Origin of the sequence: Streptomyces varsoviensis (genome assembly GCF_000718635.1) — a bacterium.
Lineage (GTDB): Bacteria > Actinomycetota > Actinomycetes > Streptomycetales > Streptomycetaceae > Streptomyces > Streptomyces varsoviensis.
This window is the reverse complement of record NZ_JOBF01000025.1, coordinates 62,912-88,825: the sequence shown is the minus strand read 5'-3', so window position 1 is coordinate 88,825 and position 25,914 is coordinate 62,912. Positions and strand designations below refer to the sequence as shown.

Annotated in this window: 20 protein-coding genes; 10 read left to right on the top strand and 10 right to left on the bottom strand. The window is 73.0% G+C overall.

The genetic code is table 11. From position 1 onward, the window contains the following. The first annotated feature begins 70 nt into the window (after nt 1-70). Entirely contained in the window at nt 71-1,585 is a 1,515-nt protein-coding gene (locus IF55_RS29380) for a CehA/McbA family metallohydrolase (protein ID WP_030887659.1), read from the top strand. A 92-nt stretch (nt 1,586-1,677) separates the two neighbouring features. Then, nucleotides 1,678-3,156 (top strand): glycosyltransferase family 39 protein, encoded by a 1,479-nt coding sequence (locus tag IF55_RS29375; protein WP_157854488.1) that lies wholly within the window; start codon nt 1,678-1,680, stop codon nt 3,154-3,156. A gap of 46 nt (nt 3,157-3,202) precedes the next feature. Here IF55_RS29375 and IF55_RS29370 read toward each other — a convergent pair whose 3' ends face one another. From IF55_RS29370 to IF55_RS29350, 5 genes are all read right to left on the bottom strand, one after another. After that, on the bottom strand, nt 3,203-4,951 hold the full coding sequence (locus IF55_RS29370) for an N-acyl-D-amino-acid deacylase family protein (RefSeq protein ID WP_030887651.1): 1,749 nt from the start codon (nt 4,949-4,951) through the stop codon (nt 3,203-3,205). A gap of 214 nt (nt 4,952-5,165) precedes the next feature. After that, nucleotides 5,166-6,293, bottom strand: a complete 1,128-nt coding sequence (locus IF55_RS29365) for an LLM class flavin-dependent oxidoreductase (RefSeq protein ID WP_030887647.1) — start codon at nt 6,291-6,293, stop codon at nt 5,166-5,168. 315 nt (nt 6,294-6,608) lie between these two features. Next, nucleotides 6,609-7,394 carry an SDR family NAD(P)-dependent oxidoreductase gene (locus IF55_RS29360; RefSeq protein ID WP_030887644.1) on the bottom strand — a complete coding sequence of 262 codons (786 nt, stop codon included), beginning with the start codon at nt 7,392-7,394 and terminating at the stop codon, nt 6,609-6,611. A 109-nt stretch (nt 7,395-7,503) separates the two neighbouring features. Then, complete coding sequence (locus IF55_RS29355) at nt 7,504-8,418, bottom strand: TIGR03619 family F420-dependent LLM class oxidoreductase (RefSeq protein WP_037966314.1); 915 nt, start codon at nt 8,416-8,418, stop codon at nt 7,504-7,506. Nucleotides 8,419-8,528: 110 nt separating this feature from the next. Next, nucleotides 8,529-9,755 carry an amidohydrolase family protein gene (locus tag IF55_RS29350; protein WP_030887637.1) on the bottom strand — a complete coding sequence of 409 codons (1,227 nt, stop codon included), beginning with the start codon at nt 9,753-9,755 and terminating at the stop codon, nt 8,529-8,531. Nucleotides 9,756-9,871: 116 nt separating this feature from the next. Between IF55_RS29350 and afsR the strand changes: the two genes are divergently transcribed. The 3 genes from afsR to IF55_RS39565 all read left to right on the top strand — a co-directional run bounded on the left by afsR (nt 9,872) and on the right by IF55_RS39565 (nt 13,739). After that, on the top strand, nt 9,872-12,841 hold the full coding sequence (gene afsR / locus IF55_RS29345; RefSeq protein ID WP_482700587.1) for an SARP-family global regulator AfsR: 2,970 nt from the start codon (nt 9,872-9,874) through the stop codon (nt 12,839-12,841). Between the two features lie 205 nt (nt 12,842-13,046). Then, on the top strand, nt 13,047-13,316 hold the full coding sequence (locus IF55_RS29340; RefSeq protein WP_030887630.1) for a hypothetical protein: 270 nt from the start codon (nt 13,047-13,049) through the stop codon (nt 13,314-13,316). A 258-nt stretch (nt 13,317-13,574) separates the two neighbouring features. Beyond that, nucleotides 13,575-13,739, top strand: coding sequence for a hypothetical protein (locus tag IF55_RS39565; RefSeq protein WP_157854486.1), 165 nt, complete (start codon nt 13,575-13,577; stop codon nt 13,737-13,739). A gap of 207 nt (nt 13,740-13,946) precedes the next feature. On the opposite strand, the gene IF55_RS29335 is transcribed toward IF55_RS39565, so the two are convergent. Next, a complete protein-coding gene (locus tag IF55_RS29335) occupies nt 13,947-15,707 on the bottom strand; it encodes a fatty acid--CoA ligase family protein (RefSeq protein WP_030887627.1) in 1,761 nt (586 codons plus the stop codon). 222 nt (nt 15,708-15,929) lie between these two features. Here IF55_RS29335 and IF55_RS29330 point away from each other — a divergent pair, with 222 nt between their 5' ends. The 3 genes from IF55_RS29330 to IF55_RS29320 are packed head-to-tail and all read left to right on the top strand — an operon-like array spanning nt 15,930 to nt 18,385. Continuing rightward, a complete protein-coding gene (locus IF55_RS29330; RefSeq protein ID WP_030887623.1) occupies nt 15,930-17,081 on the top strand; it encodes a lipid-transfer protein in 1,152 nt (383 codons plus the stop codon). 6 nt (nt 17,082-17,087) lie between these two features. Beyond that, the gene (locus IF55_RS29325; protein ID WP_048832684.1) at nt 17,088-17,552 is read left to right on the top strand and encodes a Zn-ribbon domain-containing OB-fold protein; all 465 of its coding nucleotides are present in this window, start codon (nt 17,088-17,090) and stop codon (nt 17,550-17,552) included. Further along, the gene (locus IF55_RS29320) at nt 17,549-18,385 is read left to right on the top strand and encodes an enoyl-CoA hydratase/isomerase family protein (protein WP_078645446.1); all 837 of its coding nucleotides are present in this window, start codon (nt 17,549-17,551) and stop codon (nt 18,383-18,385) included. The genes IF55_RS29325 and IF55_RS29320 overlap by 4 nt, the downstream gene beginning before the upstream one ends. Before the next feature lie 46 nt (nt 18,386-18,431). Here the strand turns inward: IF55_RS29320 and IF55_RS29315 are convergent, their stop codons facing one another. Both IF55_RS29315 and IF55_RS39560 read right to left on the bottom strand, forming a co-directional pair. Next, nucleotides 18,432-18,626, bottom strand: coding sequence for a hypothetical protein (locus IF55_RS29315; RefSeq protein ID WP_030887617.1), 195 nt, complete (start codon nt 18,624-18,626; stop codon nt 18,432-18,434). Nucleotides 18,627-18,738: 112 nt separating this feature from the next. Then, the gene (locus IF55_RS39560; RefSeq protein ID WP_157854484.1) at nt 18,739-18,945 is read right to left on the bottom strand and encodes a hypothetical protein; all 207 of its coding nucleotides are present in this window, start codon (nt 18,943-18,945) and stop codon (nt 18,739-18,741) included. A gap of 323 nt (nt 18,946-19,268) precedes the next feature. Here IF55_RS39560 and IF55_RS40175 point away from each other — a divergent pair, with 323 nt between their 5' ends. Beyond that, the gene (locus IF55_RS40175; RefSeq protein ID WP_211270050.1) at nt 19,269-20,132 is read left to right on the top strand and encodes a hypothetical protein; all 864 of its coding nucleotides are present in this window, start codon (nt 19,269-19,271) and stop codon (nt 20,130-20,132) included. A gap of 41 nt (nt 20,133-20,173) precedes the next feature. On the opposite strand, the gene IF55_RS29305 is transcribed toward IF55_RS40175, so the two are convergent. Next, the gene (locus IF55_RS29305; protein WP_030887614.1) at nt 20,174-23,047 is read right to left on the bottom strand and encodes a serine/threonine-protein kinase; all 2,874 of its coding nucleotides are present in this window, start codon (nt 23,045-23,047) and stop codon (nt 20,174-20,176) included. Nucleotides 23,048-23,814: 767 nt separating this feature from the next. Beyond that, nucleotides 23,815-24,603, bottom strand: coding sequence for an AfsK-binding protein KbpA (gene kbpA / locus IF55_RS29300; RefSeq protein ID WP_030887612.1), 789 nt, complete (start codon nt 24,601-24,603; stop codon nt 23,815-23,817). A 298-nt stretch (nt 24,604-24,901) separates the two neighbouring features. On the opposite strand from kbpA, the gene IF55_RS29295 reads away from it, so the two are divergent. Next, entirely contained in the window at nt 24,902-25,549 is a 648-nt protein-coding gene (locus IF55_RS29295) for a TetR/AcrR family transcriptional regulator (RefSeq protein ID WP_030887609.1), read from the top strand. Nucleotides 25,550-25,914: the final 365 nt, after the last annotated feature.

Genomic DNA, 25,914 nt, shown 5'->3' with positions numbered 1-25,914 from the left:
GGCACTTCCGGCTCGGCCCGACCCGGGCGGGCACGGTCAGGCCGGCACCGTCCGACACAGGGGGCCCGATATGCAACGGCGTGACGTTCTCAAAATGGCGGCTATCGCGGGCGCCACCGGCGCACTTACGCTCGACCCCGTGAAGTTCGCCCAAGCCGCCGACCGCGCCCCCGGCGCCGACGAGGTCCGCCGCGTGACCGGTCACCTGCCGACCGGCGCGCCCGACTTCGTCTATCTGCCCGTCGAGGTGCCCTCCGGCGTCCGCGAGATCGCGGTCTCCTATACGTACGACAAGCCCGCCGTGCCGCCCGGCACCCAGGGCAACGCCTGCGACATCGGGATCTTCGACGAGCGCGGCACGGGGCTCGGCGGGCGCGGCTTCCGCGGCTGGTCGGGCGGGGCGCGCACGGAGTTCGCGATCAGCGCGGCCGAGGCGACGCCGGGGTACCTCCCCGGCCCGGTCCGGGCGGGCACGTGGCACATCGCGCTCGGCCCGTACACCGTCGCGCCGCAGGGCATGGAGTACAGCGTGACGATCACGCTCCGGTACGGGCCGTCAGGAGACACCCCGGAACAGGTTTATCCGCCGCAGCGCGCTAAAGGACGCGGCCGAACGTGGTACCGGGGCGACAACCACCTCCACAGCGTCTACTCCGACGGCAAGCGCACCCCCGCCGAGATCGCCGCGGCGGCCCGCGCCGCGGGCCTCGACTGGATCACGACGACCGAGCACAACACGACCTCCGCGCACGGCGCGTGGCAGGGGCTGTGGGGCGACGACCTGCTGATCCTCACCGGCGAGGAGATCACCACGCGCAACGGGCACGTCGTGGCGCTGGGCACCGACCCGGGCGTCTTCGTCGACTGGCGCTACCGCGCCCGGGACAACGCGTTCGGCCGCTTCGCCCGCAAGATCCGGCAGGCGGGCGGCCTGGTGGTGCCCGCCCACCCGCACGCGACCTGCGTCGGCTGCGGCTGGAAGTTCGGGTTCAACGACGCGGACGCCGTGGAGGTCTGGAACGGCCCGTTCACCCCCGACGACGAGGTCTCCATCGCCGAGTGGGACAACACCCTCGTCGCCTCCGTCCGCCACCGCCGGCCGTGGCTGCCCGCCATGGGCAACAGCGACGCCCACCGCGAGCCCCAGCCCGTCGGCCTCCCGCAGACGGTCGTCCTCGCCGACGACCTCTCCCGTACGGCCATCCAGGAAGGCATCCGCGCGGGCCGGAGCTGGATCTGCGAGTCGTCGAAAATCAACCTGAAGTTCACCGCGACGGGCGGCCCCGGGGCGCACGCGGGCATCGGCGGACGCCTGGAGGTGGGCGCCGACGCCGCTATCACCGTGCGTCTGGAGGTGACGGGCGCGCCCGGCTGCACCGCGGCCTTCGTCACCGACCAGGGGCAGCTCTACGCGGCCCCGCTGCCCGACTCCGGTACGGGCACGGTGGAGTGGCGGACCACGGCCTCGTACGCGGCGTACGTACGGGCCGAGGTGCGCCACGCCCCGGCGGACGGCGGCGCGTCCGGGCTGCCGGGGGCCATGGCGGCGATGACGAACCCGATCTTCCTCGGTCGGGAGGAGTGAGCGCCGGGGAGAGGGCGCCGCTCGGGACGGGACAGCCGGCGGAGGAGGACGAGGGGCTGGGGATCGTAGTCCTCACGCCGGAGCCGGAGCCTGTGCCCAACGCGCCCGCAGCGCCCGCACGACCCGCCGGGCCGCTGCGCGGGCGCGGCCTGCTGCCCCCGGTGCTGGTCGGCCTGCTCGTCCTGGCGGCCTGCCTCTGGGGCATCGGGCGGCGGCCGCTGGACCACGACGAGTACGCGACGTGGTGGGCGGCGACGCTCCCGCACGCCGGCCTGGCGCGGCTGCTGCACCACACGGACGCCCTGCTGGCCCCGTACTACGTCTTCGAGCACGGCTGGATCGCCGTCGTGGGCGACTCCGCGACCGCCCTCCGGCTCCCCTCGGCCCTCGCGATGGGGGCGACGGGGGCACTGACCGTACTGCTGGGGCGGCGGCTGTTCGACCTCCGTACGGGGACGGTCGCGGGCGTCCTGCTGGCGCTGACGCCGACCGTCGCGCGGTACGGGCAGGAGGCGCGCCCGTACGCCTTCGCGGCGCTGTTCGCGGTGGCCGCGACGCTGGCGCTGCTCCGCGCCCTGGACCGGCCGGGGCTCGCCCGTTGGCTGCCGTACGCGGCGGCCGTGGCCCTCGCCGCGCTGTCGCACCCGGCAGCGGCGGCGGTGCTCCCGGCGCACTGGGCGCTGGCGCGGACGGGCCGCCGGGCGGGCGCGTGGGCGGTGTCGGCGTGCTGTGGGCTGCTGCCCGTACTGCCGTTGGTGGCGTTGGGCGTACACGGCGGCCAGACGGGCCAGGTCGGCTGGAACGCCGCCGGGCTGAGCGGCATCGTCCCGATGCCGTATGTGCTCTTCGGTGCGCCCGCCGTGGCGGCGGTGGGGCTGGCCTGCGCCCTGACGGCCCTGGTGGCCGCCCGTGACCGCGTCGGCCCGCTGGCCTGGTGGGTGCTGCTGCCCCTGCCCGTCACGGCCCTGACCACGGGCCCGTCGCACGTCCTCCAGGAGCGCTACCTACTGTTCACGCTCCCGGCCTGGGCGCTGCTGGCGGCGTGCGGGGCGGTGCGGGTGCTGGGCCCGTACGCGACCCGGCGCCGCGCGTACGCCACCGTGGCGGCGGCGCTGTCCCTGGCCCTGGCGGTCTCCTCGTTCCTCGCCCACACCCACCATGTGACCCGCCGCCAGCCCGGCGAACCGGACTTCCGCCGCGCCGCCGCCATGATCGAGGAGCGCGCCCGCCCCGGCGACGGCCTCGCCTACAGCGGCAACGGCGACGAACCGCGAGCCGTCGCCTACGAACTCCGCCACCTGCCCGCCCGTACCCGCCCCGCCGATGTCTTCACCGGCCGCTCCGCCCGCCGGCTCGGCCGCTACGCGCCCGAGGACTGCCAGGACCCAGGGGCCTGCGCCCAGGACTTCCGCCGCATCTGGGTCGTCTCCACCGACCGCAGCGGCGACGGCACCGACAGCATGCCCTCCCGCACCGAGGACTTCCTCTGGGACCGCTACCGCCCGGCCCGCGCGGAGTGGTTCGCGAACGTACGGGTGGTGCTGCTGGTACGGGCGTCGAAGCGGGCGTAGGGGCGAAGGGGCACCCCCGGGCCCACCCGTGGGGCCGCTGCCGCGGTCACCGCCCCGATCGCGTGTCCACCGTCTTCGTGTCCCGGCCGGACCGCAGGACGGTCCCCGGTACGGCGCCCGTCACCACGTCGTCGCGGATGGTCTCGACGCCGTTGACGCGGACGCTCACGATCCCCTCGGCCCGGGAGTCCAGCCGGGGGCTGTCGCCCGGGAGGTCGTGCACGAGGGTGGCCGGGCCGGCGTCTATGCGGTCGGGGTCGAAGAGGACGAGGTCGGCGTGGTAGCCCTCCTGGATACGGCCGCGGGAGCGCAGCCCGAAGAGGCGGGCCGGTTCGTCCGTCAGCATCTGGACGGCGCGCTCCAGGGAGACGAGTTTGCGGCCGCGCAGGCAGTCGCCGATGAAGCGGGTGGTGTAGGGCGCCCCGCACATGCGGTCGAGGTGGGCGCCGGCGTCCGAGCCGCCGAGCATGACGTCCTCGTGCTCCCAGGTCCGCCGCCGCAGCTCCCAACTGTCCGGGTCGTTGTCGGTGGGCATCGGCCACAGGACCGTGCGCAGGTCGTCGGCGGCGCAGATCTCCACCAGGCACTCGAAGGGCTCCTGGGAGCGCTCGGCGGCGATGTCGCGCACCACCCGGCCGCTCAGGCCCTCGTTGGCGGCCGAGTACGTGTCGCCGATGACGTACCGGCCGAAGTTCGCGAGCCGGCGGAAGACGCCGGCCTCCTTGCTGTCGGCGCGGCGCAGCATTTCGGCCCGTACGTCCGGGTCGCGGAGTTTCGCGATGCGTTCGGGCACCGGGAGGCCGAGGATGTCGCCCCAGCCGGGGATGAGGTTCAGGGCGCAGAACGTGCCGAGGGACATGTTCATCGGGGTCAGGATCGGCATCGTCAGCGCGACGATGCGGCCGCCCGCGCGGCGGGCCCGCTCGCTGGGCACGAGCTGGCGCGGCACTCGTTCGGGGACGGCGGCATCAATGGTCAGGACGTTCCAGTTGAGGGGCCGGCCCGCGGCGGCCGTCATGTCGACGAGGAGGTCGATCTCGTCGTCCGCGAACTGGTCGAGGCAGCCCGCGACGATCGCCTCCAGTTGCGTCCCCTCGTGTTGGCCCACCGCGCGGGCGAGGGCGAGCAGTTCCGCCGGGAGTGCGTGCCGGGAGGCGACCGGCTTCCCGTCGCCGTCGGAGTGGGTGGACGACTGCGTCGTCGACAGGCCCCACGCGCCCGCGTCCATCGCCTCGTGGAAGAGTTCGAGCATCAGGGCGAGCTGCTTCTCGTCCGGCTGCCCGCCCACGGCGTCGGGCCCCATGACGTACCGGCGCAGCGCGCAGTGGCCGACCATGAAGCCCGCGTTGACGGCGATCCGCCCCTCCAGGGCGTCCAGATACTCCCCGAAACCGGACCACGTCCACGGGGCGCCCTCCTCCAGGGCGGCCAGGGACATGCCCTCGACCTTGCTCATCATGCGCCGCGTGTAATCGGCGTCCCCGGGGCGGGCCGGATTGAGCGGGGCGAGGGTGAAGCCGCAGTTGCCGCCGGCCACGGTCGTCACGCCGTGGTTCAGGGACGGGGTGGCGTAGGGGTCCCAGAAGAGCTGGGCGTCGTAGTGGGTGTGCGGGTCGACGAACCCGGGCGCCAGGACCAGGCCCGCCGCGTCCTCGCTCGTACGGGCCTCCTCGGTGACGGCGCCCGGCTCGGCGACGACCGCGATCCGGCCGTCCCGGATGCCGAGGTCCGCCACGCGTGCCGGGGCGCCCGTGCCGTCCACGACGGTCGCTGAGCGGATGAGGTGGTCGAGCATGCGTCAGGTCCCTTTCTCGGCTTCTCGGCCCTTCTGGGGCTCTCCTGGGGCTCTTCTGGGCTCTTGGGGCTTCCGGGAGCGCGGCCCACGGCCTCTCTTCCGGGAGGGCGGGCGGAGCGCGGGCGTCGGCGGGATTGCCGGGACGGCGGTCCGGGAGACGCCGTCCCGGCGTCATGGGTGGTGGAGGGCTCACGCCCCGTGGGTGGTGGAGGGCTCACGCCCCCGACGACTGCCGGAACCGCGTCGTCCGGTGCACCGGGTCCGTGTCGATCTTCGGGATGACGTGTTCACCTATCAGGCGGATGGTGTTGAGCGTGTCCTCGGACGAGACCCCGATCGGCAGCCCGAAGGACAACTGGTCCGCCCCGGCCTGCTCCCACCGCTTGCACTGGCGGAAGACCTCGTCCGGGTCGCCGCAGATCATCAGCTCCTCGGCGATCAGCAGCTCGATGATCTCGGTGCTGTATTCCGGCAGCAGTTCCGGCCACTCGGGAATCCCCTCCGGGCGGGGGAAGGTGTCGTGGTAGCGGAAGAGGAGGGACTGGAGGTAATTGAGCCCGCCGCCGACGGCGATCTCGACGGCCTTCTCGTGGGTCTCGGCGCAGATCGCCGTGGAGGTGACCATCACGTTGTCGTTGACGAAGTCGCCGATGGGCTCGGCTTCCTTTATCGCCGACTTGTAGGAGTCGACGACCCATTCCATGTCGGCGACCTTCTGCACGCTGAACCCCAGGACGCCCAGCCCCTTCTTGGCCGCCATGGCGTACGAGGAGGGGGACCCGGCCGCGTACCACATGGCGGGGTGGGACTTCCCGTACGGCTTCGGCAGGACCTTGCGGGGCGGTAGCTGCCAGAACTTCCCCTGGAACCCCTGGTATTCGTCCTGGAGCCACATCTTGGGGAATTCGGCGATGGTCTCCTCCCAGATCTCCTTGGTGTAGTTCATATCGGTGACGCCCGGTATGAAGCCCAGGATCTCGTGGCTGCCGGCGCCCCGCCCGCTGCCGAACTCGAAACGGCCGCCCGAGAGGTGGTCGAGCATGGCCACCTTCTCGGCGACCTTCGCCGGGTGGTTGACCTGGGGCAGCGGATTGAAGATGCCCGAGCCCAGGTGGATGCGGTCCGTCGCGTGCGCGAGGTATCCCAGGTAGACGTCGTTGGCGGAGAGGTGGGAGTACTCCTCCAGGAAGTGGTGCTCGGAGGCCCAGGCGTATTTGAACCCGGACTTGTCCGCCTGGATGACGTACTCGGTCTCCTCCATCAGCGCGTGGTGCTCGGCCTCGGGATCGGCCTGCGCCCGTTGGGCCGGCACGTATCCCTGCACAAAGAGCCCGAATTCCAAGGTTCTCTCCTCCAGGGGCGCGGGGGTCGCCCCGCTACTCTTCTGACGCACCGTCAGGTTTTCGGATTACGGTCGACTGTGGCACCGGGCCGGGTGGGCGTCAATACCTGACGGCCCATCAGGTCCGCTCGCCGGGGCCGCCTCGTCGGGCGCGGCCCGGCCGACGAATACAGCGGCTCGGCGGACGAATACAGCCGCTCGGCCGGCGGATGCAGCGGCCCGGCAGACAGATACAGCGGCCCGCCGAACGAGTACAGCGGCCCGGCCCACGGATGCAGCGGCCCGGCCGACGGACACAGGGACCCGGCCGACGGCTCAGAACACCGAGACGCCCGCCAGCCACCCGCCGTCGATCACGAACGGCTGCCCCGTGATGTACGAGGAGTCCTCCGAGGTCAGGAACAGCGCCAGCCGGGCCACCTCCTCCGGCCGGCCGATCCGCCCCATCGGCACGACCTTGCGGTACAGCTCCGCCACGGCCGCCGCCGACGCCTCCGCGTCCGGCCCCGGGGCGAGCTGCGCCGGATTCGTCATCGGGGTGTCGACGGCCCCCGGGCAGACGGCGTTGACCCGGATGCCCTTGTCCGCCAGCTCCATCGCCGCGACGCGCGTCATCCCGACGATCGCGGCCTTCGTCGCCGCGTACGAGGTCAGCAGCGCCATGCCCGTCACCGCCGTGTACGAGGCCGTGTTGACGATCGTGCCGCCGCCCGCCGCCACCAGTTCGGGGGTCGCCGCCCGCATCCCCAGGAAAGCACCTATCTGGTTGACCTGCACCACGTGCAGGTACTCCTCCAGCGGGGTGTTCACCAGCTCGTTGAAGCGCAGGATTCCGGCGTTGTTGACGAGCCCGTCCAGCTTCCCGAACGTCTTTTTCGTCTCGGCGACGGCGGCCGCCCAGTCCGCCTCCTCGCGCACGTCCAAGTGCACGTACCGGGCCGTCCCCGCGCCGAGGTCCTTGGCCACAGCCTCGCCCGCCTCGTCCAGTACGTCCGCGAGCACCACCTTCGCGCCCTCGGCGGCGAACAGCCGCGCCTCCTGCTCCCCTTGCCCGCGCGCGGCACCCGTGATGAGCACCACGCGCCCGGCCAACTTGCCGATCTTGCTCAATTTGCCCATATCCGCCTCCATGGCGTCGCGGTGGCCCGGCCGTCCACCGCGGAGGCCGGGCGGAATCCAGATCCCCTGACGGAGGGGCTGGAGGGGCCCCTTAAACGGCGTCCAGGCCCGGCGCCACCTCCGCCGCGAACGCCTCCATCTGGCCGAGGAGTTCGGAGCGGTCGCGGGAGCGGAAGCGCACCTGTATCTGGTGCACGCCCATGGCCCCGTACGCGCGCAGCGACTCGGCGATGGCCTCCGGCTTGCCGCGCAGCGTCCGCCGGCCGACCTCCCAGGAGGGCTCGCCGACGTAGAGCACCTCGGTGATCGCGCCGATCGCCATGGGGTCGGCGACCCCGGCCGCCTCCCTCAGTCCCCGCAGCTTGGCGATCTTGGCGGGGAGCTGGTCGCGCCGGTCGCCCTGGGGGAGCCAGCCGTCGCCCCGTACGGCCGCGCGCCGCACCGCGGCGGGCGAGGAGCCGCCCACCCAGATGGGCGGCCGGGGCGTCCGGGCGGGCCGCGGCGACTGCGCCAGCCCGCTGAACGCGAACCGCTCGCCGCCGAACTCCGCGTACTGCGACGGCCCGAGCGCGGCCTTCAGCGCGTCGACCGTCTCGTCGAGCACGGCACCGCGCGCGCCGAACTCCACGCCCAGCGCCTCGAACTCCTCCTGTACGTGCCCGGCGCCCACCCCGAGCACCAGCCGCCCGCCGGAGAGCCGGTCCAGGGTCGCGTACTGCTTGGCGGTGATCAGCGGGTGGCGCAGCCCGGCCACGGCGACATGGCTCAGCAGCAGGACGCGCTCGGTGGCCGCCGCGAGGTAGGAGAGGGTGGCCACCGGGTCGTACCAGACGGTGCCCATGGCGTCGGCGAGCCGCCGCGGGATCGCGACGTGGTCGCACGAGGCGATGTACGCGAACCCGAGCCGGTCCGCCGCGCGCGCGACCGCCAGCAGGTCCTCGGGGCCGGCCCCGGCCTCCCAGGACTCCGCGAAGATCGGGCTCTGCGACTGGACGGGGAGCTGCATCCCGTAGGCGAGCCGCCCTTCCGGAAGAACCCACAGCCCGTTACCCACTCCGCCTCCTCAGCACACTTCTCTCCCTCTCTCTTCGACTGCGTGCTCCATACCCGGGCCGACTACCGCCGGGCCTCCGCCCACCGGCCGTCCGGCGTCAGCCCGAGCAGGTCGATGGCGTTTCCGCGGACGATCCGCTCCACGACGTCCGGCGCGAGGTGGCCCATCTGCTCCTCGCCGACCTCCCGGGAGCGGGGCCAGGTCGAGTCGGAGTGCGGGTAGTCGGTCTCGTACAGGACATTCCCGACGCCGATCGCGTCGAGGTTCTTCAGGCCGAAGGCGTCGTCGAAGAAGCAGCCGTAGACGTGGTCGGCGAAGAGTTCCGACGGCGGCCGGAGCACCTTGTCGGCGACGCCGCCCCAGCCGCGGTTCTCCTCCCAGACCACGTCGGCGCGCTCCAGGATGTACGGGATCCAGCCGATCTGGCCCTCCGCGTACATGATCTTGAGGTTCGGGAAGCGGTCGAACTTCCCCGACATCAGCCAGTCGACCATCGAGAAACAGCAGTTGGCGAAGGTGATGGTGGAGCCCACCGCCGGCGGCGCGTCCGCGGAGGTCGACGGCATCCGGCTGGAGGAGCCGATGTGCATCGCGACGACCGTGCCGGTCTCGTCACAGGCCCGCAGGAAGGGGTCCCACTCGTCCGTGTGAATGGAGGGAAGCCCCAGATGTGGCGGGATTTCGCTGAAGCACACGGCGCGCACGCCGCGCGCGGCGTTGCGCCGCACCTCCGCCGCCGCCAGCTCGGCGTCCCACAGCGGTACGAGCGTCAGCGGGATCAGGCGGCCGTCGGCGGCCGGCCCGCACCACTCCTCGACCATCCAGTCGTTGTACGCCCGCACGCCCAGCAGCCCGAGTTCGCGGTCCTTCGCCTCGGTGAAGGTCTGTCCGCAGAAGCGCGGGAAGGTGGGGAAGCAGAGCGCCGACTGGACGTGGTTGACATCCATGTCGGCGAGCCGGTCGGGCACGGAGTACGAACCGGGACGCATCTGTTCGTAGGTGATGCCTTCGAGCTTGATGTCGTCCCTGTCATATCCGACGGCGGTATCCAGCCGAGTCAGCGGACGGTGCAGATCCTCGTATACCCACCAGTCGGCGATCGGCCCGTCGTCTCCGGGGGCGCCCATCTTCGGAGCGAACTTGCCGCCGACGAAGGTCATTTCCTTGAGCGGGGCCCGGATGATACGGGGCCCTATGTCGTGGTATTTCGTCGGGAGTCGGTCCCGCCAGACGCTGGGGGGCTCAACCGTATGGTCATCCACCGAGATTATCTTCGGGAAGCTCTCCATGACTGTCACGGTAGCGCCGATCTGACGATCCGTCAGCTATTGAGAACGGCCGACTCTGGCGGGCATTGTGCAGACGCCCGGTCCCCCCCTGCCGCGATGGGCACGGACAAGGCAAACTGACCGGTGCGACCAAGCAGCACAGGCAGGGGGTCACCATGGCCGGCGACACAGGGCACCGGCAGCCGCTGCGCTTCACCGTGCTCGGGCCCGTCCGGGCCTGGCGCGGCGCGGAGCAGCTCAACACCGGATCACCGCAGCAGCGCGCGCTGCTCGCCGCCCTACTGCTGCGTGGCGGACGCACCGCCACCGCGGCCGAACTCGTCGACGCCCTCTGGGGCGACGAACCCCCGCACGCGGCGCTCGCCGCCCTGCGCACGTACGCGTCCCGGCTCCGCAAAGGCTTCGGCCCCGACGCCGACGCGCTCATCAGCGAATCCGGTGGCTACGCCCTGCGCGTGAGCGTGAGCGGCCTCGACATCGACCGCGCCGAAGAGCTGGCCGCCGACGCGGAAAAGGCACGCCAGGCCGGCGAACGCACCAAGGCCCGTACGCTCATCAACGAAGCCCTCGACGTCTGGAGCGGCGAACCGCTCGCCAACGTCCCCGGCCCGTACGCGGAGACCCAGCGCGCCCGGCTGGAGGAATGGCGGCTCTCCCTCATCGAGACCCGCCTCGACCTCGACCTCGAAGCCGGCCGGCACGCCGACGCCGTCTCCGAACTCACCGCGCTGACCGCCGCCCACCCGCTGCGCGAGCGGCTGCGCGAACTGCTGATGCTGGCCCTCTACCGCAGCGGCCGCCAGGCCGAGGCGCTCGCCGTCTACGCGGACACCCGGCGGCTGCTCGCCGACGAGCTCGGCGTCGACCCCTGCGCCGACCTCGCCGACCTCCAGCAGCGCATCCTCCAGGCCGACGCCGACCTCGCCGCGCCCGTCATCCGCGGCGAGGACCGGCCCGCCGTCAGCGGCCCCGCCTTCGTCCGGCCCGCGCAACTCCCGGCGACCGTCTCCGACTTCACCGGCCGCGCCACGTTCGTGGGCGAGCTGAGCGACCAACTCGCCACGGCCGAAGGCCGGATCATGGCCGTGTCGGCCGTCGCCGGCATCGGCGGCGTCGGCAAGACGACACTGGCCGTGCACGTCGCCCACGCCGCCCGCCACCACTTCCCCGACGGCCAGCTCTACATCGACCTCCAGGGCGCCGGCCCCAGCGCCGCCGACCCGGAAGCCGTCCTCGGCTCCTTCCTGCGCGCCCTCGGCACCCCCGACACCGCCATCCCCGACGGCGTCGAGGAACGCTCCGCCCTCTACCGCTCCACGCTCGACGGCCGCCGCGTCCTCGCCCTGCTCGACAACGCGCGCGACGCCGCCCAGGTCCGCCCGCTGCTGCCGGGCACCGAGGGGTGCGCCGCCCTCGTCACCAGCCGTGCCCGGATGGTGGACCTCGCCGGCGCCCACCTCGTGGACCTCGACGTCATGAGCCCCGAGGAAGCGCTCGTCCTCTTCACCCGGATCGTCGGCGAGGAGCGGGTCGGCGCGGAGCGCGACGCGGCCATGGACGTCGTCGCCGCGTGCGGCTTCCTCCCGCTCGCCATCCGCATCGCCGCCTCCCGGCTCGCCGCGCGCCGCACCTGGACCGTCTCCGTACTGGCCCGCAAGCTCGCCGACGAACGCCGCCGCCTCGACGAGCTGCGCGCCGGCGACCTCGCCGTCAAGGCCACCTTCGAGCTGGGCTACGGACAGCTCGAACGCGCCCAGGCACGCGCCTTCCGCCTCCTCGGCCTCGCCGACGGACCGGACATCTCGCTCCCCGCCGCCGCGGCCGTGCTCGACCTCGACACCGAGGCCGCCGAGGAGCTGCTGGAATCCCTCGTCGACACCTCGCTCCTGGAATCCGCCGCACCGGGCCGCTACCGCTTCCACGACCTCGTACGGCTCTACGCGCGTGCATGCGCCGAACGGGACGAGCAGCCGCCCTCCGAGCGGGTGGCCGCCATGTCGCGGCTCCTGGACTTCTACCTCTCCACCGCCGCCGGGGTGTACGCGATCGAGCGCCCCGGCGACCGGCTCGTCGACCACCTCGCGCCCGCCGAGCGCCAGGGCCTGACCTTCCCCGACCGCGACGCCGCCCTGGACTGGCTCTTCGCCGAGGCCAACTGCGTCCTGGCGTGCGCGCAGCAGTCCGCCGCGGGCGGCATGCTGCGGCGCGGCGCCGACCTGCTGATGGCCGCCGTCGACCTCGCCGAGTCCGGCGCCAACTCGCGCCAGTACGAGATGGCCGCCGCGGCGATCAGCGAGGCCGCGCACGCGGCCGAGGACGCGCGCGCCGAGGGCCGGGCCCGTACGTTCCTGGCCCACGTCCTCAGCCTCGTCGGCAAGTTCGCCGAATCCGACGCGGAGGCCCAGCGCGCCATGCTGCTCGGGCTCGCCGCCGAGGACCCGGTGCCCACCTGCCGGGTACCCAACCAGCGCGGGATCATCGCCCTCTACCAGCAGCGGTACGACGACGCGGAGGCCTACCTCCAGCAGGCGATCGAGGCGTTCCGCGCCGACGACAACCGGCCCGGCGAGGCCAGCGCACTGTGCAACCTCTCGCGCGTACGGCTCGCGATGAACCGCACCGCCAGCGCCGTCGAACTGGCCCAGCGCGGCATCGACATCTACCACAGCCTCGGCCTCACCCTCCGGCTCGCCAACGCCAAGTACGCGCTGGGGCTGGCCCTGACCCGCGCCGGCCACTTCGCCGACGCCTTCAGCCAGCTCACCGCCGCCCTCGCCATCTTCCACGAGAGCCGCCAGCCGCTCTGGGAGGGCATGGCGCACTACCGGCTGGCGGAGGCGCACCTCGCCGCGCGCCGCCCGGCGCAGGCCGCGGGCCACGCGGAACAGGCGCTCGGGCTGCGCGGCATCGGCGGCGACTGGCGCCGCGCCATCGTGCTGACCGTGCTGGGCCGGGCCCTGGCGGGCATCGGGCAGACCGACCGGGCCCGCGCCTGCTGGCAGGAGGCGCTCTCCATCCACGAGCACCTGGGCACGGTCGAGGCCGACGAGGTGCGGGAACTGCTGTCGCCCGTAGCGGCCGCCTGACCCGCCCGGCGGATCGTTCATCATTCGTTTATCGCCGACCGGCACTCTCTCTTATGTCGATCCGTCGCGTCGGGGGGCAGGCGGGTCGAGATCAGGACCTCACCGGTCAGGTGAGCGCTCCTGAGGCCCGCCCGGCGGCCCACGGGGGAGATCGCCGGGCGGGTTCTGTCAACCCCACCGCCCAAGTTCAAGGGAGTTGAGTCACATGAGCGACGGCCAGAAGCCACCCACCGGCCCAGTCACCCCGCAGGACGAGCACGCGGGCAGCACCCGCCCGGTCATCGCGGTCAAGGACGAGCACGCGGGGGCACCTCGCCCGATCATCACGCCGCCGGACGAGCACGCGGGCAGCACGCGCCCGTTCGCCGCCAGTGCCGGCACCGGCGCCGCCGTCAACCGGGACGAGCACGCGGGGGCACCTCGTCCGATCATCGCGCCGCAGGACGAGCACGCGGGGTCGGCGGACCCGAAGTAAGCGGGGTCCGTGGACCCGAAGTAACCGAGGCCACCGCGGCTTCGAACGAAGCCACCGCGGGTTCGGGGGAATGACGTAGAGACCGGCCTCGACGGCACGGAGGGGGAGCCGTCGGGGCTGGTCTCTACGCATATCGGGGGCACATAGGTTCGATCGCGCCAAAGTTCCAGAAGATTCGGGCCATTTGGCCTGAGTCGGCTGGTTGTTGTCAATAGATTCATTCGGCGAATGGCACTCCCGCCACTTGGAGGAGTTGGAATGACCCGCACGAAGAAGGCCCTCGCATCTGTTCTCCTCGCCGCCACGGCCGCGCTCAGCCTGGCGACCGCCCTGGACGAGCATGCGACCAGTAACGGCCCCCAGGACACACGGGCCGCCCTCGCGATACCGGCGGACGAGCACGCCACCGACACCGAGATGTAGCGGGTCGCGTCTCGCGCGGTACAACGCCCCGGGCGGGGGGACGCCCGGGGCGGCTGGCGGTGGCCGGCGACGGGCGGGGTGGGCGGTGGCACCCGGGGCGGCCGGGGGCCGTGACACCCGGGGGGCCGTGGCGCCAGGGGTGGCCTGGGGCCGGGGCGGCCGGCGGGCTCCTTCGGGCCGGTGCGACTGGTCAGCGGCAGGGGGCCGCTACCGCGCGCCCGAGCGGAGCAGGGTCTTGAGGATCTTGCCGCTGGCGTTGCGCGGCAGCTCCGGGACGAACTCCACCTCACGCGGCACCTTGTAGTTCGCCATTTCCCGGCGCGACCACGCGATCAGGTCGTCGGCGGTCAGCGTCGCGCCCGCGCGCCGCACCGCGAACGCCTTGCCCGCCTCGCCGAGCCGTGCGTCCGGAATGCCGACGACCGCGGCATCGGTGACGTCCGGGTGGCGGGTCAGGACCTGTTCGATCTCGGCCGGGTAGGCGTTGAAGCCGCCGACGATGAACATGTCCTTGATGCGGTCCGTGATGCGCAGATTGCCGTCGGCGTCCAGCACGCCCACGTCGCCGGTGTGCAGCCAGCCGTCGGCGTCGACCGCCTCGGCGGACGCCACCGGGTCCTCGAAGTAGCCGGACATCACCTGATAGCCGCGGACGAGGATCTCGCCGGGCTCGCCCGCCGGCAGGACCTCGCCCGAGGGGCCGACGACCACGACCTCGGTATCGGGGATGGCACGGCCCGAGGTGCCCGATATGACCTCCGCCGGATCGCCGCGCCGGCACATCGTGACCATTCCCGTCGCCTCGCTCATGCCGTACGCGGTCAGCACCGTCCCTATCTTCAGCTCGCCGCGCAGCCGCTCCACGAGCCGCAGCGGGACGACGGCGGCGCCCGTGACGACCAGCCGCAGCGGCGACAGGTCGTGCTGCCCGCGGGACGGGTGGTCGAGCAGCGACTGGTGGAGCGTGGGCGGCCCGGGCAGCACCGTGACCCGCTCGGCCGCGATGTTGGCCAGCACGGTGTCCACGTTGAACACCGGCTGCGGGATCATCGTCGCGCCCCGCATCAGGCAGGCGATGATGCCCGCCTTGTAGCCGAACGTGTGGAAGAAGGGGTTCACGATCAGATAGCGGTCCCCCTCCTCCAGCCCGGCCAGCTCGCCCCACACGCCGAAGGCGCGCAGCGTCTGGGCGTGGGTGATGACCGCGCCCTTGGGCGCTCCGGTGGTGCCCGAGGTGAAGATGATGTCGGAGGGATCGGACGGCCGGATTCCGGCCACCCGTGCCCGTACGGTCCCGGGGTCCACCGTGTCGCCGGCCGCCAGGAACTCCTTCCAGGTGCGGAAGTCCGAGGGCGCGTCGTCGGCCAGGACGACGACCTCGCGCAGATGCGGAAGCCCGGGCAGCGGCCGCCGCGTGGCCTCCCGCTCGGCCCGCTGCCCGGCCTCCCACCCGGCTTCCCGCACGGCCGCGCGTTCCGGCTGCCCGTCGGCGTCCCGACCGGCATCCCGACCGGCGCCCCGCTCCGCCTGCCGCTCGGTGTCCCGGTCGACGGCACGCCCCGCCCGCCGCTCGGCGTCCCCGCCCGCCGCTCTCCGCAGTGAGGCCACGTACGAGGTGCCGAGGAAGGTGCCGGTGACGAAGAGCAGCCGGGCGCGGGTGCGGCGCAGGACGTCGGCTGCCTCCGCGCCCTTGAAGCGGGTGTTGACGGGCACCAGCACCGCGCCCGCCGAGACCGCGCCGAGGGCGGAGACGATCCAGTCGAGGGTGTTGGGGGCCCAGACCGCGACCCGGTCGCCGGGCTCGACGCCGGACGCGACGCAGGCCGCGGCGGCGCGCTCGACTCTGCGGCCGAGCTGCGCGTACGTGACGCGGGTACGCCCGTCGGCGACCGCCTCGCGGGTGGCGAACCGCTCGGCGGCCACCCGGACCAGGTTGGGAATCGAGCCGAACTCCACGTCACCGCGCATCGTATGACCTCCCGCACCACTAGCTGACTACCCGTCAGATTAGCGGTAGCCTTCCCCCCTGTCAGCAGCGACGCGGGCATGACCATGCCCACGCGCACGCCCATGCATACCCGCGCACCCATGCCCCGTACACGCGTAGCGCGCACGTACCCGATCAAGACCACGGACAGCGCGGACACGACCGCGGACCGGCCGCGGAAGGACCCGACCACGGAGGTGGCGATGGCGGCAACGCTCAAGGACGCTACAGCGATAGTCGGAATAGGCCAGACCCCCTTCGCCAAACAACTACCGGAATCCGAACGGACCTTGGCGTGCCGCGCGATCGTCGCCGCCCTCGACGACGCGGGCATCCCCCCGTCCCAGGTCGACGCCTTCGCCTCGTACACCATGGAGGAGACCGACGAGGTCGAGGTCGCCAAGGCCGTCGGCGCGGGCGACGTGACCTTCTTCTCCAAGGTCGGCTACGGCGGCGGCGGTTCCTGCGCCACCGTCGCCCACCTCGCCGCGGCCATCGCCACCGGGCAGGCGTCCGTCGGCGTCGCCTGGCGCTCCCGCAAGCGCGGCTCCGGCCCCCGCCCCTGGTCCAACACCACCGTCCAGCTCCCCACCCCGGGGCAGTGGACCCGCCCGTACGGCCTCCTGCGCCCGGCGGACGAGATCGGGATGCTGGCCCGCCGCTATATGCACGAGTACGGAGCCACCCGCGACCACCTCTTCAACGTCGCCCTCGCCTGCCGCAACCGGGCGAACCAGAACCCGGCCGCGATGATGTACGAACGCCCCCTGACCCGCGATATGTATATGACCTCGCGCTGGATCAGCGACCCCCTCTGCCTCTTCGACAACTGCCTGGAGACGGACGGCGCGCTGGCCTGCGTCCTCGTCTCCGCCGAGCGGGCCCGCGACTGCCGCACCAAGCCCGTGTACGTCCACTCCGCGGCCCAGGGCCTCCCCGCCCAGCACCACGGCATGGTCAACTACTGGAACGACGACCCCCTCACCGGCCCCGCATGGACCGCCGCCCGACACCTGTGGAAGTCCGCCGACTTCGGGCCCCAGGACGTGCACGTCGCCCAGATCTACGACGCCTTCACCCCCCTCATCCCCCTGTCCCTGGAGGGCTACGGCTTCTGCGGCCGCGGCGAAGGAGCGGCCTTCACCGAGGGCGGCGCCCTCGAAAGCGGCGGCCGGCTGCCCATCAACACCGGCGGCGGCGGCCTCAGCGAGGCGTATGTCCACGGCTTCAACCTGATCACCGAAGGCGTCAAACAGCTCCGCGGCACGTCCACCGCGCAGGTGCCCGACGCGGCGACCTGCCTGGTCACCGCGGGCGAGGGAGTCCCCACTTCGGCGCTGCTGCTGAGGAGTTGAGATCTCATGTCCCCCATCATGAAGGCCACCACTGACAACGGCCTGCTGCTGCCCGTCGTCGACGAGGACGGCGCCCCCTTCTGGGAGTACGCGGCCCGCGGCGAGCTGCGCGTCCAGACCTGCGCGGACTGCGACGAGCCGCGCTTCCCGCCCCGCCCCTGCTGCCCGCACTGCCAGTCCTTCGACAGCGCCTGGGTCCAGGCCACCGGCCGCGGCCGGATCTGGTCGTACGTGTTCCCGCACCCGCCGCTGCTGCCCGCCTACGCCGAACAGGCCCCGTACAACGCGATCATCGTCGAGCTGGCGGACTTCCCGCGCATCCGCCTCGTGGGAAACCTGGTCGCCTCCCCCGACGCCGCGCTCAACTCCGTGGACCCCGCCAGGCTCCGCGTCGGCGCCCCCGTCAAGGTGGTCTTCACCGAACTCGCCGAGGGCGTCACCGTCCCGCGCTGGATGCTGGAGCGGCCGTGAGCGCCGAAGCCGAAGCCGATGTCGACGCCGGGGCCGATGCCGTACGCGGGGACGAGAAACCGACCGTACGCACCGAGAAACGCCCGGACGGCGTCGCGCTCGTCACCCTCGACCGCCCCGAACGCCTCAACGCGATCGACCTGGCGACGGCCGCCCAACTCGCCGCCGTCTGGCGCGACCTGCGCTTCGACGAATCCGTGCGGGCCGTCGTCCTCACCGGGGCCGGCGACCGCGCCTTCTGCACCGGCATCGACCGGGCCGTCGACGTACCGCAGCCCGCCTCCCCCTTCTCCATGGACGACCCGCTCATCGCCATCGGCCCCAAAGCCGCCGACCTGTGGAAACCGGTCGTCGCGGCCGTCGGCGGCATGGCCTGCGGCGGGGCGTTCTACCTGCTGGGCGAGGCCGAGTTCGTCATCGCCGACGAGAACGCCACCTTCTTCGACCCGCACACCACCTACGGCATGGTCAGCGCGTACGAGTCCGTCTACATGGCGCAGCGCATGCCCGCCGGAGAGGTCGCGCGGATGGCCCTGATGGGCACCGCCGAACGCCTCTCGGCACGGCGCGCGTACGAGACGGGGCTGGTCTCCGAGCTGGTGGCGCCCGGCGAAGCCGTCACCGCCGCCCTGCGCGCCGCGGCCGTCATCGCCTCGTACCCGACGGAGGCCGTCCAGGGCACCGTACGAGCCCTCTGGGCGACCAGGGAGGCGGCACGGGCTCAGGCCCTCGCGCTGGCGCCGCCGCTGATCGCGCTCGGCAACCTGCCGCCGGAGCGGCAGGCGGCGCTGTTCGAGGGCCGCGCCCGTACGGACGGCTATCGGGTGCGGTAGGTGGTGACCCGGGGGCGGCGGCTCGGGCAGGGGCCGGTGGCCGGGGTCAGCGCACCGACCGCAGCCGGCAGGAGGCCACGTCGCTCCCTGACGCCTTCGCCGTCGGGAACACCCGCACCGTCCCCGACTTGCCGCCGGCCAGGGCGATGCCGGCGCTGCCGAGCGAGACGGAACGCCCTTGGCGGTCGCGGAAGTCGACGGTGACGTCGTAGGAGGCCCGTACGGTGCCGCGGTTCGTCACCCGGACGGTCGCGGCCTCGTGCTTCGGGTCGTCCGGGACGCACTGGACGATCTCCGCCTCCGGGCCCGTGGCACGGCCGGACGACGCGCTGGGCGTAGGGCTGTACGTATGCCTACTGCCCCTGCCGCTCCCGGGGCCCCGGCTTCCGGTTCCGGCGGACGACGAGCCGTACGAGTCGTCGCCCGAGCCTCCCGAGGCCCCCTGGGACCCCGTAGAGCCCGTAGAGCCCGTAGAGCCCGTAGAGCCCGTAGAGCCCGTAGAGCCCGTAGAGCCTGCGGCATCGTCGTCGGAGCTGTGGCGCGCATGGGAGCTGCTGCACCCGCCGCCTCCGTCGTGGTGCCGGCTGGAGCTGCCGCGGCTGCCATGACTGCCGTGACCGCCTCCGTGCCCCCGGCTGAAGCCGGTGAGCGAGACCAGGACGAGCGCGACGACGGCCGTGAGCCGCAGATGGCGGCGTGCCATGTTTCTTCCTCCCCCAGTGGATACCCGTACTCGATACCGGTGCCCCCCGGTTGACGGGCTCGCGTCACGTTAGCAGCGGCGGAGGGCGGCCGGGCCGCGCATGGCGGGTGCTCGGGCCACGCATGGCGAGCCGCCGAAACCGGGCGTAGCGTCGAAAACAGGGCGACTGGAAACGAGAGAGTGAGGCGAATTCCCGTGGTGCGCAACGCGCTCGGTTCCGTCGTAGCCCTCATTGGAGCGGCGGCCGCCGTATGGAGCCCCTTCCGTGCCTGGTACGACGGCCGTCACGGGCGTGACTACCGCGTTCAGGACCTCTTCGACGGCATCAGCGGAACGCATGCCGAGCTGATGGGCTCGGTCTTTCTGCCGATGCTGTTCGTGGGTCTTGTGACGCTGGTGGGGCTGCTGTTGCGGTCCCGGCTGCTCATCACGCTCGCCGGCCTGGTGACGCTGGCATTCACAGTGCTGTGGATGGTCCGGCAGGGCCAGGCCGCGGGCGACCTCACGGTCAACACCGACGGCAACGGGCTGAACATGGGCGTCGCGATCGCCCTCGGCGGCGGCGTGCTGCTGCTCCTCGCCGCCGTCCTCATGAGCGGCCGCCGCGGCGTTCACCGCCGGCGCCGCCGCGCACCCGAGCCGGAACCGGTCCGCCGGGAGCCGGAGCCGTACGGGCAGCAGCCCGGTCCCTACGAGGGCGCGTACGAGCGTCCGCCCGAGGGGTCGTACACGGACCCGTACGAGCGCCCGCGCGCCGAGGCGCGACTCGGCGAGGGACAGCGCGGGGAGCCGCCGTACGGCGAGGGCCGCCACGAGGAGGCCCCGTACGGCGACAGGCAGCGCGAGGAGGCCCCGTACGGCCCGTACGGCGAGCGGCCGAACAGCGACCCTCCGACGCGCGCCCACGGAGCCTCACGCGACCGTGCAGCGGACGAGACCCAGGAACTCGACCACCTCGACCAACGCGACCAACTCGGCCAGGGCGGCCGTCCGCCCGCCGCCGAGGACACCTGGCCCGCACCGCCGCCGCGCGACGGCCGCTGACCGACCACACACCCAGCGTCGCCCGCCCCGCGTCCCGTGAGCTACCGGCCGCCGCCGCGGGCCAGCCCCGTCCCCTTGCCCGCGTCGAGCGCGTACACGCACCGGTCCTTGCTACAGGCGTAGACCACGCCGCCGGCGACCACCGGCGACCCAGTGATCTCACCGCCGGTCGCCAGCTTCCAGCGGAGTTGCCCGCCTCCGGCGTCGACCGTGTAGAGGCAGTGGTCGGCGGAGCCGAAGTGCACCCGGCCGTCCGCGACGACCGGCGCGCCCACGACCTCGCCGCCGGCCGCGAACCGCCACTTCGGCGTCCCCGTGACCGCGTCGAGGGTGTAGAGCGCGCTGCCGCTGCCCAGGTGGACCGAGCCGGCGGCCACCAGCACCGGTTCGATGGACTGCCGCGCCTCCGTGGCGATGCGCCAGCGGTCGCGGCCGGTAGCGGCATCGATGGCGTACACGGTGCCGAGGTAGTCGGCGATGTAGACGCCGCCGCCCGTGACCGCGGGGCCGGGCGCGAAGGCCGGGGCGCTCAGGAAGAGCGCCGGGGCCTCGAACCGCCATCGCACATCGCCCCGGGCCACGTCGATCGCGAGGACGCGGGTGCCGGCGGCCACGTACACGGCCCCGTCGGGCGCCGGGAGCAGCCGCACCGGCACTCCGCCGCAGGAGCCCGTGTCACCGATCGGGTACGACCAGCGCTCCGCGCCCGTACGGGCCTCCAGGGCGCGCAGCCGGGCGTCCGCCCAGACGTACACGACGCCGTCGTGCACGAGGGGCCCGTATTCGGACGTCTCGAAGTCGGTCTGGGCGCCGCTGATCTCCCAGAGCAGTTCGCCGTTGGCCGCCTCCCATGCCTGTACGCCGCCGCCGCGCGTCGCCGTGACGACGGTGCCGCGGTCGACCGCCAGGGAGTAGATCCAGCCGTCGGTCGCCAGCCGCCAGCGCTCCGAGCCGTCCGCGGCGTCGAGCGCGTACAGCGTCGGGCCGTCCGAGGCGTGGATGCGGCCGCTCGCGACGGCCATGGCCCAGGCCACGTCCCGCGTCTTGAACTGCCGCCGTCCGCTCGCCACTTCGAGCGCGTGCACCTCGAAGGAGGTGACGTAGAGGAGGTCTCCGGAGACTGCCGGGGTCCCCCAGACGTCGTTCGACATCCGGAACCGCCAGGGCCGCCAGCGGCCGCGCGCGCCCTGCTCGTGCTCGCCGCCCTCGGCCGCGGGCGGCCCGGTCGGCGGTGCGGGCGCGTCGCCCGCCGGGGAGGGCGCGGGCACGGCGAGCGAGACGCCGTTCGGCGGCCGCACCCAGCCCGTCGCGGAGCCCGCGCCCGCGGGCGGCGGCGCGTGCGACTCGCGCGCGTCCGCGCGCGGGCCGGGCCCGATCGGCACCTGGGACCCGGAAAGCCGTACGGGCCCGTCCGCCGTGTCCCGTACGGGCGCGGGCGCCGCCTGGGCGGCGGCGTGCCGGCCCGGGGCGCCGCGCGGGTCGTCCAGGCCGGTCGAGCCCTGCCTGCCGCCGTGCGCGGGCCGGTGCCGGTCGGGCCCGCCGTGTTCGTCGCCCCCCTGATAGTCACCGCCCTGATAGTCGCCACCCTGATAGGTGCTTTCCCACTCGCCCACGCCGACGGCGCCGCCGCCCGCCATCGGCCCGCCGTGGACATCCGCGCCGCGCCCGGCGGCGTGGGCCGGGCCCGGGGCGTGGGAAGGGGCGGGCCCGGGAGCGTGGGAGGGAGCCGGGCCGGGCGCATGAGCGGGAGCCGGGCCCGCGGCCTGGCCGCCGGGCGTCCCGCCGGGAAGCGGCCCGGAGAGGGGGCTCTGCCCCGGCTCGGGCGGCGGCCCTCCGGCCGCCGACGGCTGATAGGCGGCCGGAGGCTCGTACGGGGACAGCGGCGACTGTGCGGACCGGGGGGACTGAGCGGACTGAGCGGGCTGCCCGAACGACGCCGCGGGCGGCTGCGCCGGACGCGGCGGTGTGGCCGGCCGACCGGCCGCGCGGGCGCCGCGCGCGCCGGAGCCCGCGGCGGACCGGCCGCCCTTCCGCTCCTCGATCATCGTGACCGCGCTGTCCGGCAGCCAGGCCGACGCCGTGCCGCTGTCGTCCGCCTCGGACGCGAAGAGGTGCGGGGCGAGCTGCGACTGGAGGTCGGCCGGGCTGGGCCGCTGGTCGGCCGCCATCTGCATGCAGGAGTCGAGCAGCGGACGCAGTTCGTCCGGCAGTCCGCTCAGGTCGGGGCCCTCCCGGAGCAGCATGAAAACGGTCTCGACCGGGTTCGCGCCGTGGAAGGGCGCGTGGCCGGTGGCCGCGAAGACCAGCGTCGAGCCGAGCGAGAAGATGTCGCTGGCGCCCGTCACGCTGCGCGAGTCGCGCGCCTGCTCGGGCGACATGTAGGCCGGGGTGCCGACGGCGACGTTCGTCATGGTCAGGCGGGTGTTGGAGACGCCGCTCGCGATGCCGAAGTCGATGACGCGCGGGCCGTCCTCGACGACGAGCACGTTCGACGGCTTGAGGTCCCGGTGCACCAGCCCGGCGCCGTGGATGGACTGCAGCGCCTCCGCGATACCGGCCGCCAGCCAGCGCACCGCCTGGGCCGGGAGGGGGCCGCACTCATTGACTATTTCCTCAAGGGACGGCGCGGGCACATACGCGGTGGCGAGCCACGGCACGGCGGCCCGCGGGTCGGCATCGACCACGGCCGCGGTGTAGAAGCCGCTGACGGCGCGGGCGGCCTCCACCTCGCGCGTGAAGCGGACGCGGAACAGTTGGTCCTCGGCCAGCTCGGTCCGCACCGTCTTGATCGCGACCCGCCGGCCCGAGGCCGAGCGGGCGAGATAGACCAGCCCCATGCCACCGGCGCCGAGTCGGCCGAGCACCTCGAACGGACCGATCCGCCTCGGGTCGTGCTGCGTAAGCTGCTCCACCACTGGCCTGCCACCTCCCCGTGGGGGCTCGAAGGGTTCCAGCCCCGTGCAGCGTCTCACCGCGAATTATCCCGGGGTACGCGTCCCGATTGTTCCTGGCCGAGGCCCCGGTTGCGAACCCGGGTGCGCTTCGCCGTGTCTCCACCGCATCCGGCACGCCTCACCCCGTACGGGGCGATTGAGCACCTATGGGCGGAAGGCCGGTTTCGCACAATCCGGTTTCATACGGTCCGCGCAACGCGAACCGCCGGACCGACCGCCCCGGGGGCCGCCTCGCGCTCGTACGGGAACAGCCACCACGCCTCCCGCGACCGTACAGGCCGCCGCGGCCCAACCAGACCGACCACGACCGCGGGAACCGGGCACGGGCTCCACACGGCGGAGGCCCTAAGGACGGGCCGAGCCTGGCGGCCCGGCCCTCCCTTAGAGGCAGCTATAGACAGCTATAGGCAGATCGGCCCACCCGGGGCTCGCCGTGCGCGGCCCCGGTGGCCGAACCGCGCTCGTATGGGCCGGGAACCCGTACGAGCCGCGCCCGCCGGGCACGCCGCCCGCGCCCGTACGGCTGGGCAGCCGGGGCCCGTCCGCGTCGGCCGCTCCCCGCTCGTCGGCCCCCGCTGTCGGCCCGGCTCCCCGGTGGGCGCGAGAAGCGCCCGCCGGACGGCGCCGTCCGCTGTCCGGCGGGCACGCGCACCCGCTCTCCCAGGCCGCCTCACGCGGCCGGCGACTCGGCCGCACCGCCCGGCACGCGGCCGCGATGCGTACGACCGCTACGCGGCCGTGGAGGAGTCGATGACGGCGAAGCTCGCCCCCTGGTCGTCGACGAGGACCGCGAACCGCCCGTACGGCGAGTCCTGGGGGTCGCGGACGACGCGTCCGCCGAGCCGCGTCGTGGTCCGCACCGCCGCGTCGCAGTCCTCGACCATGAAGTAGATGAGGAAATGCGCCGGCAACTCGGCCGGGAACGTGTCATCGATGACGGCCCGCCCCAGCGCCGCGTGCTCCGCGTCGGCCGGCTGCCCGGCGGGCGTCCAGACGACGAAGTCCAGGCCCGCGTCGTTGTCGCTGAAGTCCACGCTGCCGTAGCCGAAGACGGCCTCGTAGAAGGGGTCGACGGCCTTGGCGTCGCGGGTCCAGCACTCCACCCAGCCGAACGAGCCGGGCTCGTGCCGCAGCCCGAAGCCCTTGTGGGCGGCGCCCTGCCAGGTGCCGAAGAACGCGCCGCCCGGGTCGACCGCGAGCCCCATCGTGCCGAGGTCGCCGACGACGACGGCCTCCTCGATGACCTGGCCGCCCGCCTCCCGGATCCGCGCCGCGGTGCCCGCGGTGTCGGACGTGGCGAAGAAGACGCCCCATGCGGTGGGCATCCGGCCGTCCGGCTTCGGCATGAGCCCGGCCACCGCCTTGTCGTCCCGCAAGGCCTGTGTGTAGTGGTGGAATTCGGGGCTGGACACACCGAAGGTCCAGCCGAACAGCTCGCCGTAGAATCGCTTGCCCGCTTCGAGATCGGGGAGAGCCACATCGGCCCAGCAGGGCTCTCCATCCGCAAACGCGGCCATGGGTCCGGTCCTCTCGTGCGAAGAGTGTCCTGCGCCACACGCTATCGGGGGATCACGGTTCGCGCCCGCCCTTGAAATCGAACATTTGGTCAATTTCTCAGACGGTCACGGAGCGTTGCCCGCGAAAGTTATCCCCAGCCTGTTGATAAGACGATTCACCGGTACGGACCAACGCGCCTCAGCCCCGCGCGCACCTGCTGAAACACCCCTGAACTGCCCGTACGCGGGGGCCCGCCCCCCGGCCCCCATTTGCAGGCAGCCGAATCGCGATCCGATCACCCCTCGGTAAGCTGACGGCATGACAGGACAAGTACGCACCGTCGACGGCCGAGTGGCCGGGCGACGCGGCCAGGCGACGCGGCAGAAGCTGCTCGACTGCCTCAGCGAAATGCTCAGCACCGAGCCGTACCGCGACGTCAAGGTCATCGACGTCGCCCGCAAGGCGGGCACCTCGCCCGCCACCTTCTACCAGTACTTCCCCGATGTGGAGGGCGCCGTCCTCGAACTCGCCGAGGAGATGGCGACGGAGGGCGCGAGCCTGACCGACCTCGTCGCCGGGCGCTCATGGGCCGGCAAGTCCGGCTGGCAGACCGCCGAGGAGCTCGTGGACGGCTTCCTCGGCTTCTGGCGCAAGCACGACGCGATCCTGCGCGTCGTCGACCTGGGGGCAGCCGAGGGCGACAAGCGGTTCTACAAGATCCGCATGAAGATCCTCAACGCCGTCACCAACTCCCTCACGGACGCGGTCAAGGAACTCCAGTCCAAGGGCAAGGTGGACAAGGACGTCAGCCCCGCGGCCATGGCGGGCTCGCTCGTCGCGATGCTCGCCGCGGTCGCCGCGCACCAGAAGGGCTTCCAGAGCTGGGGCGTCAAGCAGGCCGAGCTCAAGCCCAGCCTGGCGCTGCTCGTGCATCTGGGCATCACCGGCAAGAAGCCGACGAAGTAAGCGCCCGCGCGCTGACTTCGGAGCACCGCGCCCGGCCGCGTGGCCGCTCCGCCAACGTCCTGTCACCGCAGCGGCGGATCTCTCGGGTGCCGAGAGATCCGCCGCTGCGGCATCCGGACGACATATAGGCAGCCGAAAACAATCGCGCACCTCAGTCGCTCCCGACGATCCAAACCTCGATCGCGGTCCTTTTCGCGGCCGACCATGGTGCACCGCACCCGCGGACGGTTCCGCCGCCGTCGTCGCTTTTCCTCCGGTCTCCTCCGGTCTCCCCCGGCGGAACGCTCAGCGCCGTTCCAGTCGGAACAGCGCCGTCCGAGTCGGATCAGCGCCGTTCGAGTCGGATCAGCGCCGTTCGAGTCGGA

Excerpts from the sequence above, each read along its gene's own strand:
- IF55_RS29380 (WP_030887659.1), top strand. The coding sequence starts at position 71 with ATGCAACGGCGTGACGTTCTCAAAATGGCGGCTATCGCGGGCGCCACC.
- IF55_RS29370 (WP_030887651.1), bottom strand. The coding sequence starts at position 4,951 with ATGCTCGACCACCTCATCCGCTCAGCGACCGTCGTGGACGGCACGGGC.
- IF55_RS29355 (WP_037966314.1), bottom strand. The coding sequence starts at position 8,418 with ATGCAGCTCCCCGTCCAGTCGCAGAGCCCGATCTTCGCGGAGTCCTGG.
- IF55_RS29350 (WP_030887637.1), bottom strand. The coding sequence starts at position 9,755 with ATGGAGAGCTTCCCGAAGATAATCTCGGTGGATGACCATACGGTTGAG.
- IF55_RS29340 (WP_030887630.1), top strand. The coding sequence starts at position 13,047 with ATGAGCGACGGCCAGAAGCCACCCACCGGCCCAGTCACCCCGCAGGAC.
- IF55_RS39565 (WP_157854486.1), top strand. The coding sequence starts at position 13,575 with ATGACCCGCACGAAGAAGGCCCTCGCATCTGTTCTCCTCGCCGCCACG.
- IF55_RS29335 (WP_030887627.1), bottom strand. The coding sequence starts at position 15,707 with ATGCGCGGTGACGTGGAGTTCGGCTCGATTCCCAACCTGGTCCGGGTG.
- IF55_RS29330 (WP_030887623.1), top strand. The coding sequence starts at position 15,930 with ATGGCGGCAACGCTCAAGGACGCTACAGCGATAGTCGGAATAGGCCAG.
- IF55_RS29325 (WP_048832684.1), top strand. The coding sequence starts at position 17,088 with ATGTCCCCCATCATGAAGGCCACCACTGACAACGGCCTGCTGCTGCCC.
- kbpA (WP_030887612.1), bottom strand. The coding sequence starts at position 24,603 with ATGGCCGCGTTTGCGGATGGAGAGCCCTGCTGGGCCGATGTGGCTCTC.
- IF55_RS29295 (WP_030887609.1), top strand. The coding sequence starts at position 24,902 with ATGACAGGACAAGTACGCACCGTCGACGGCCGAGTGGCCGGGCGACGC.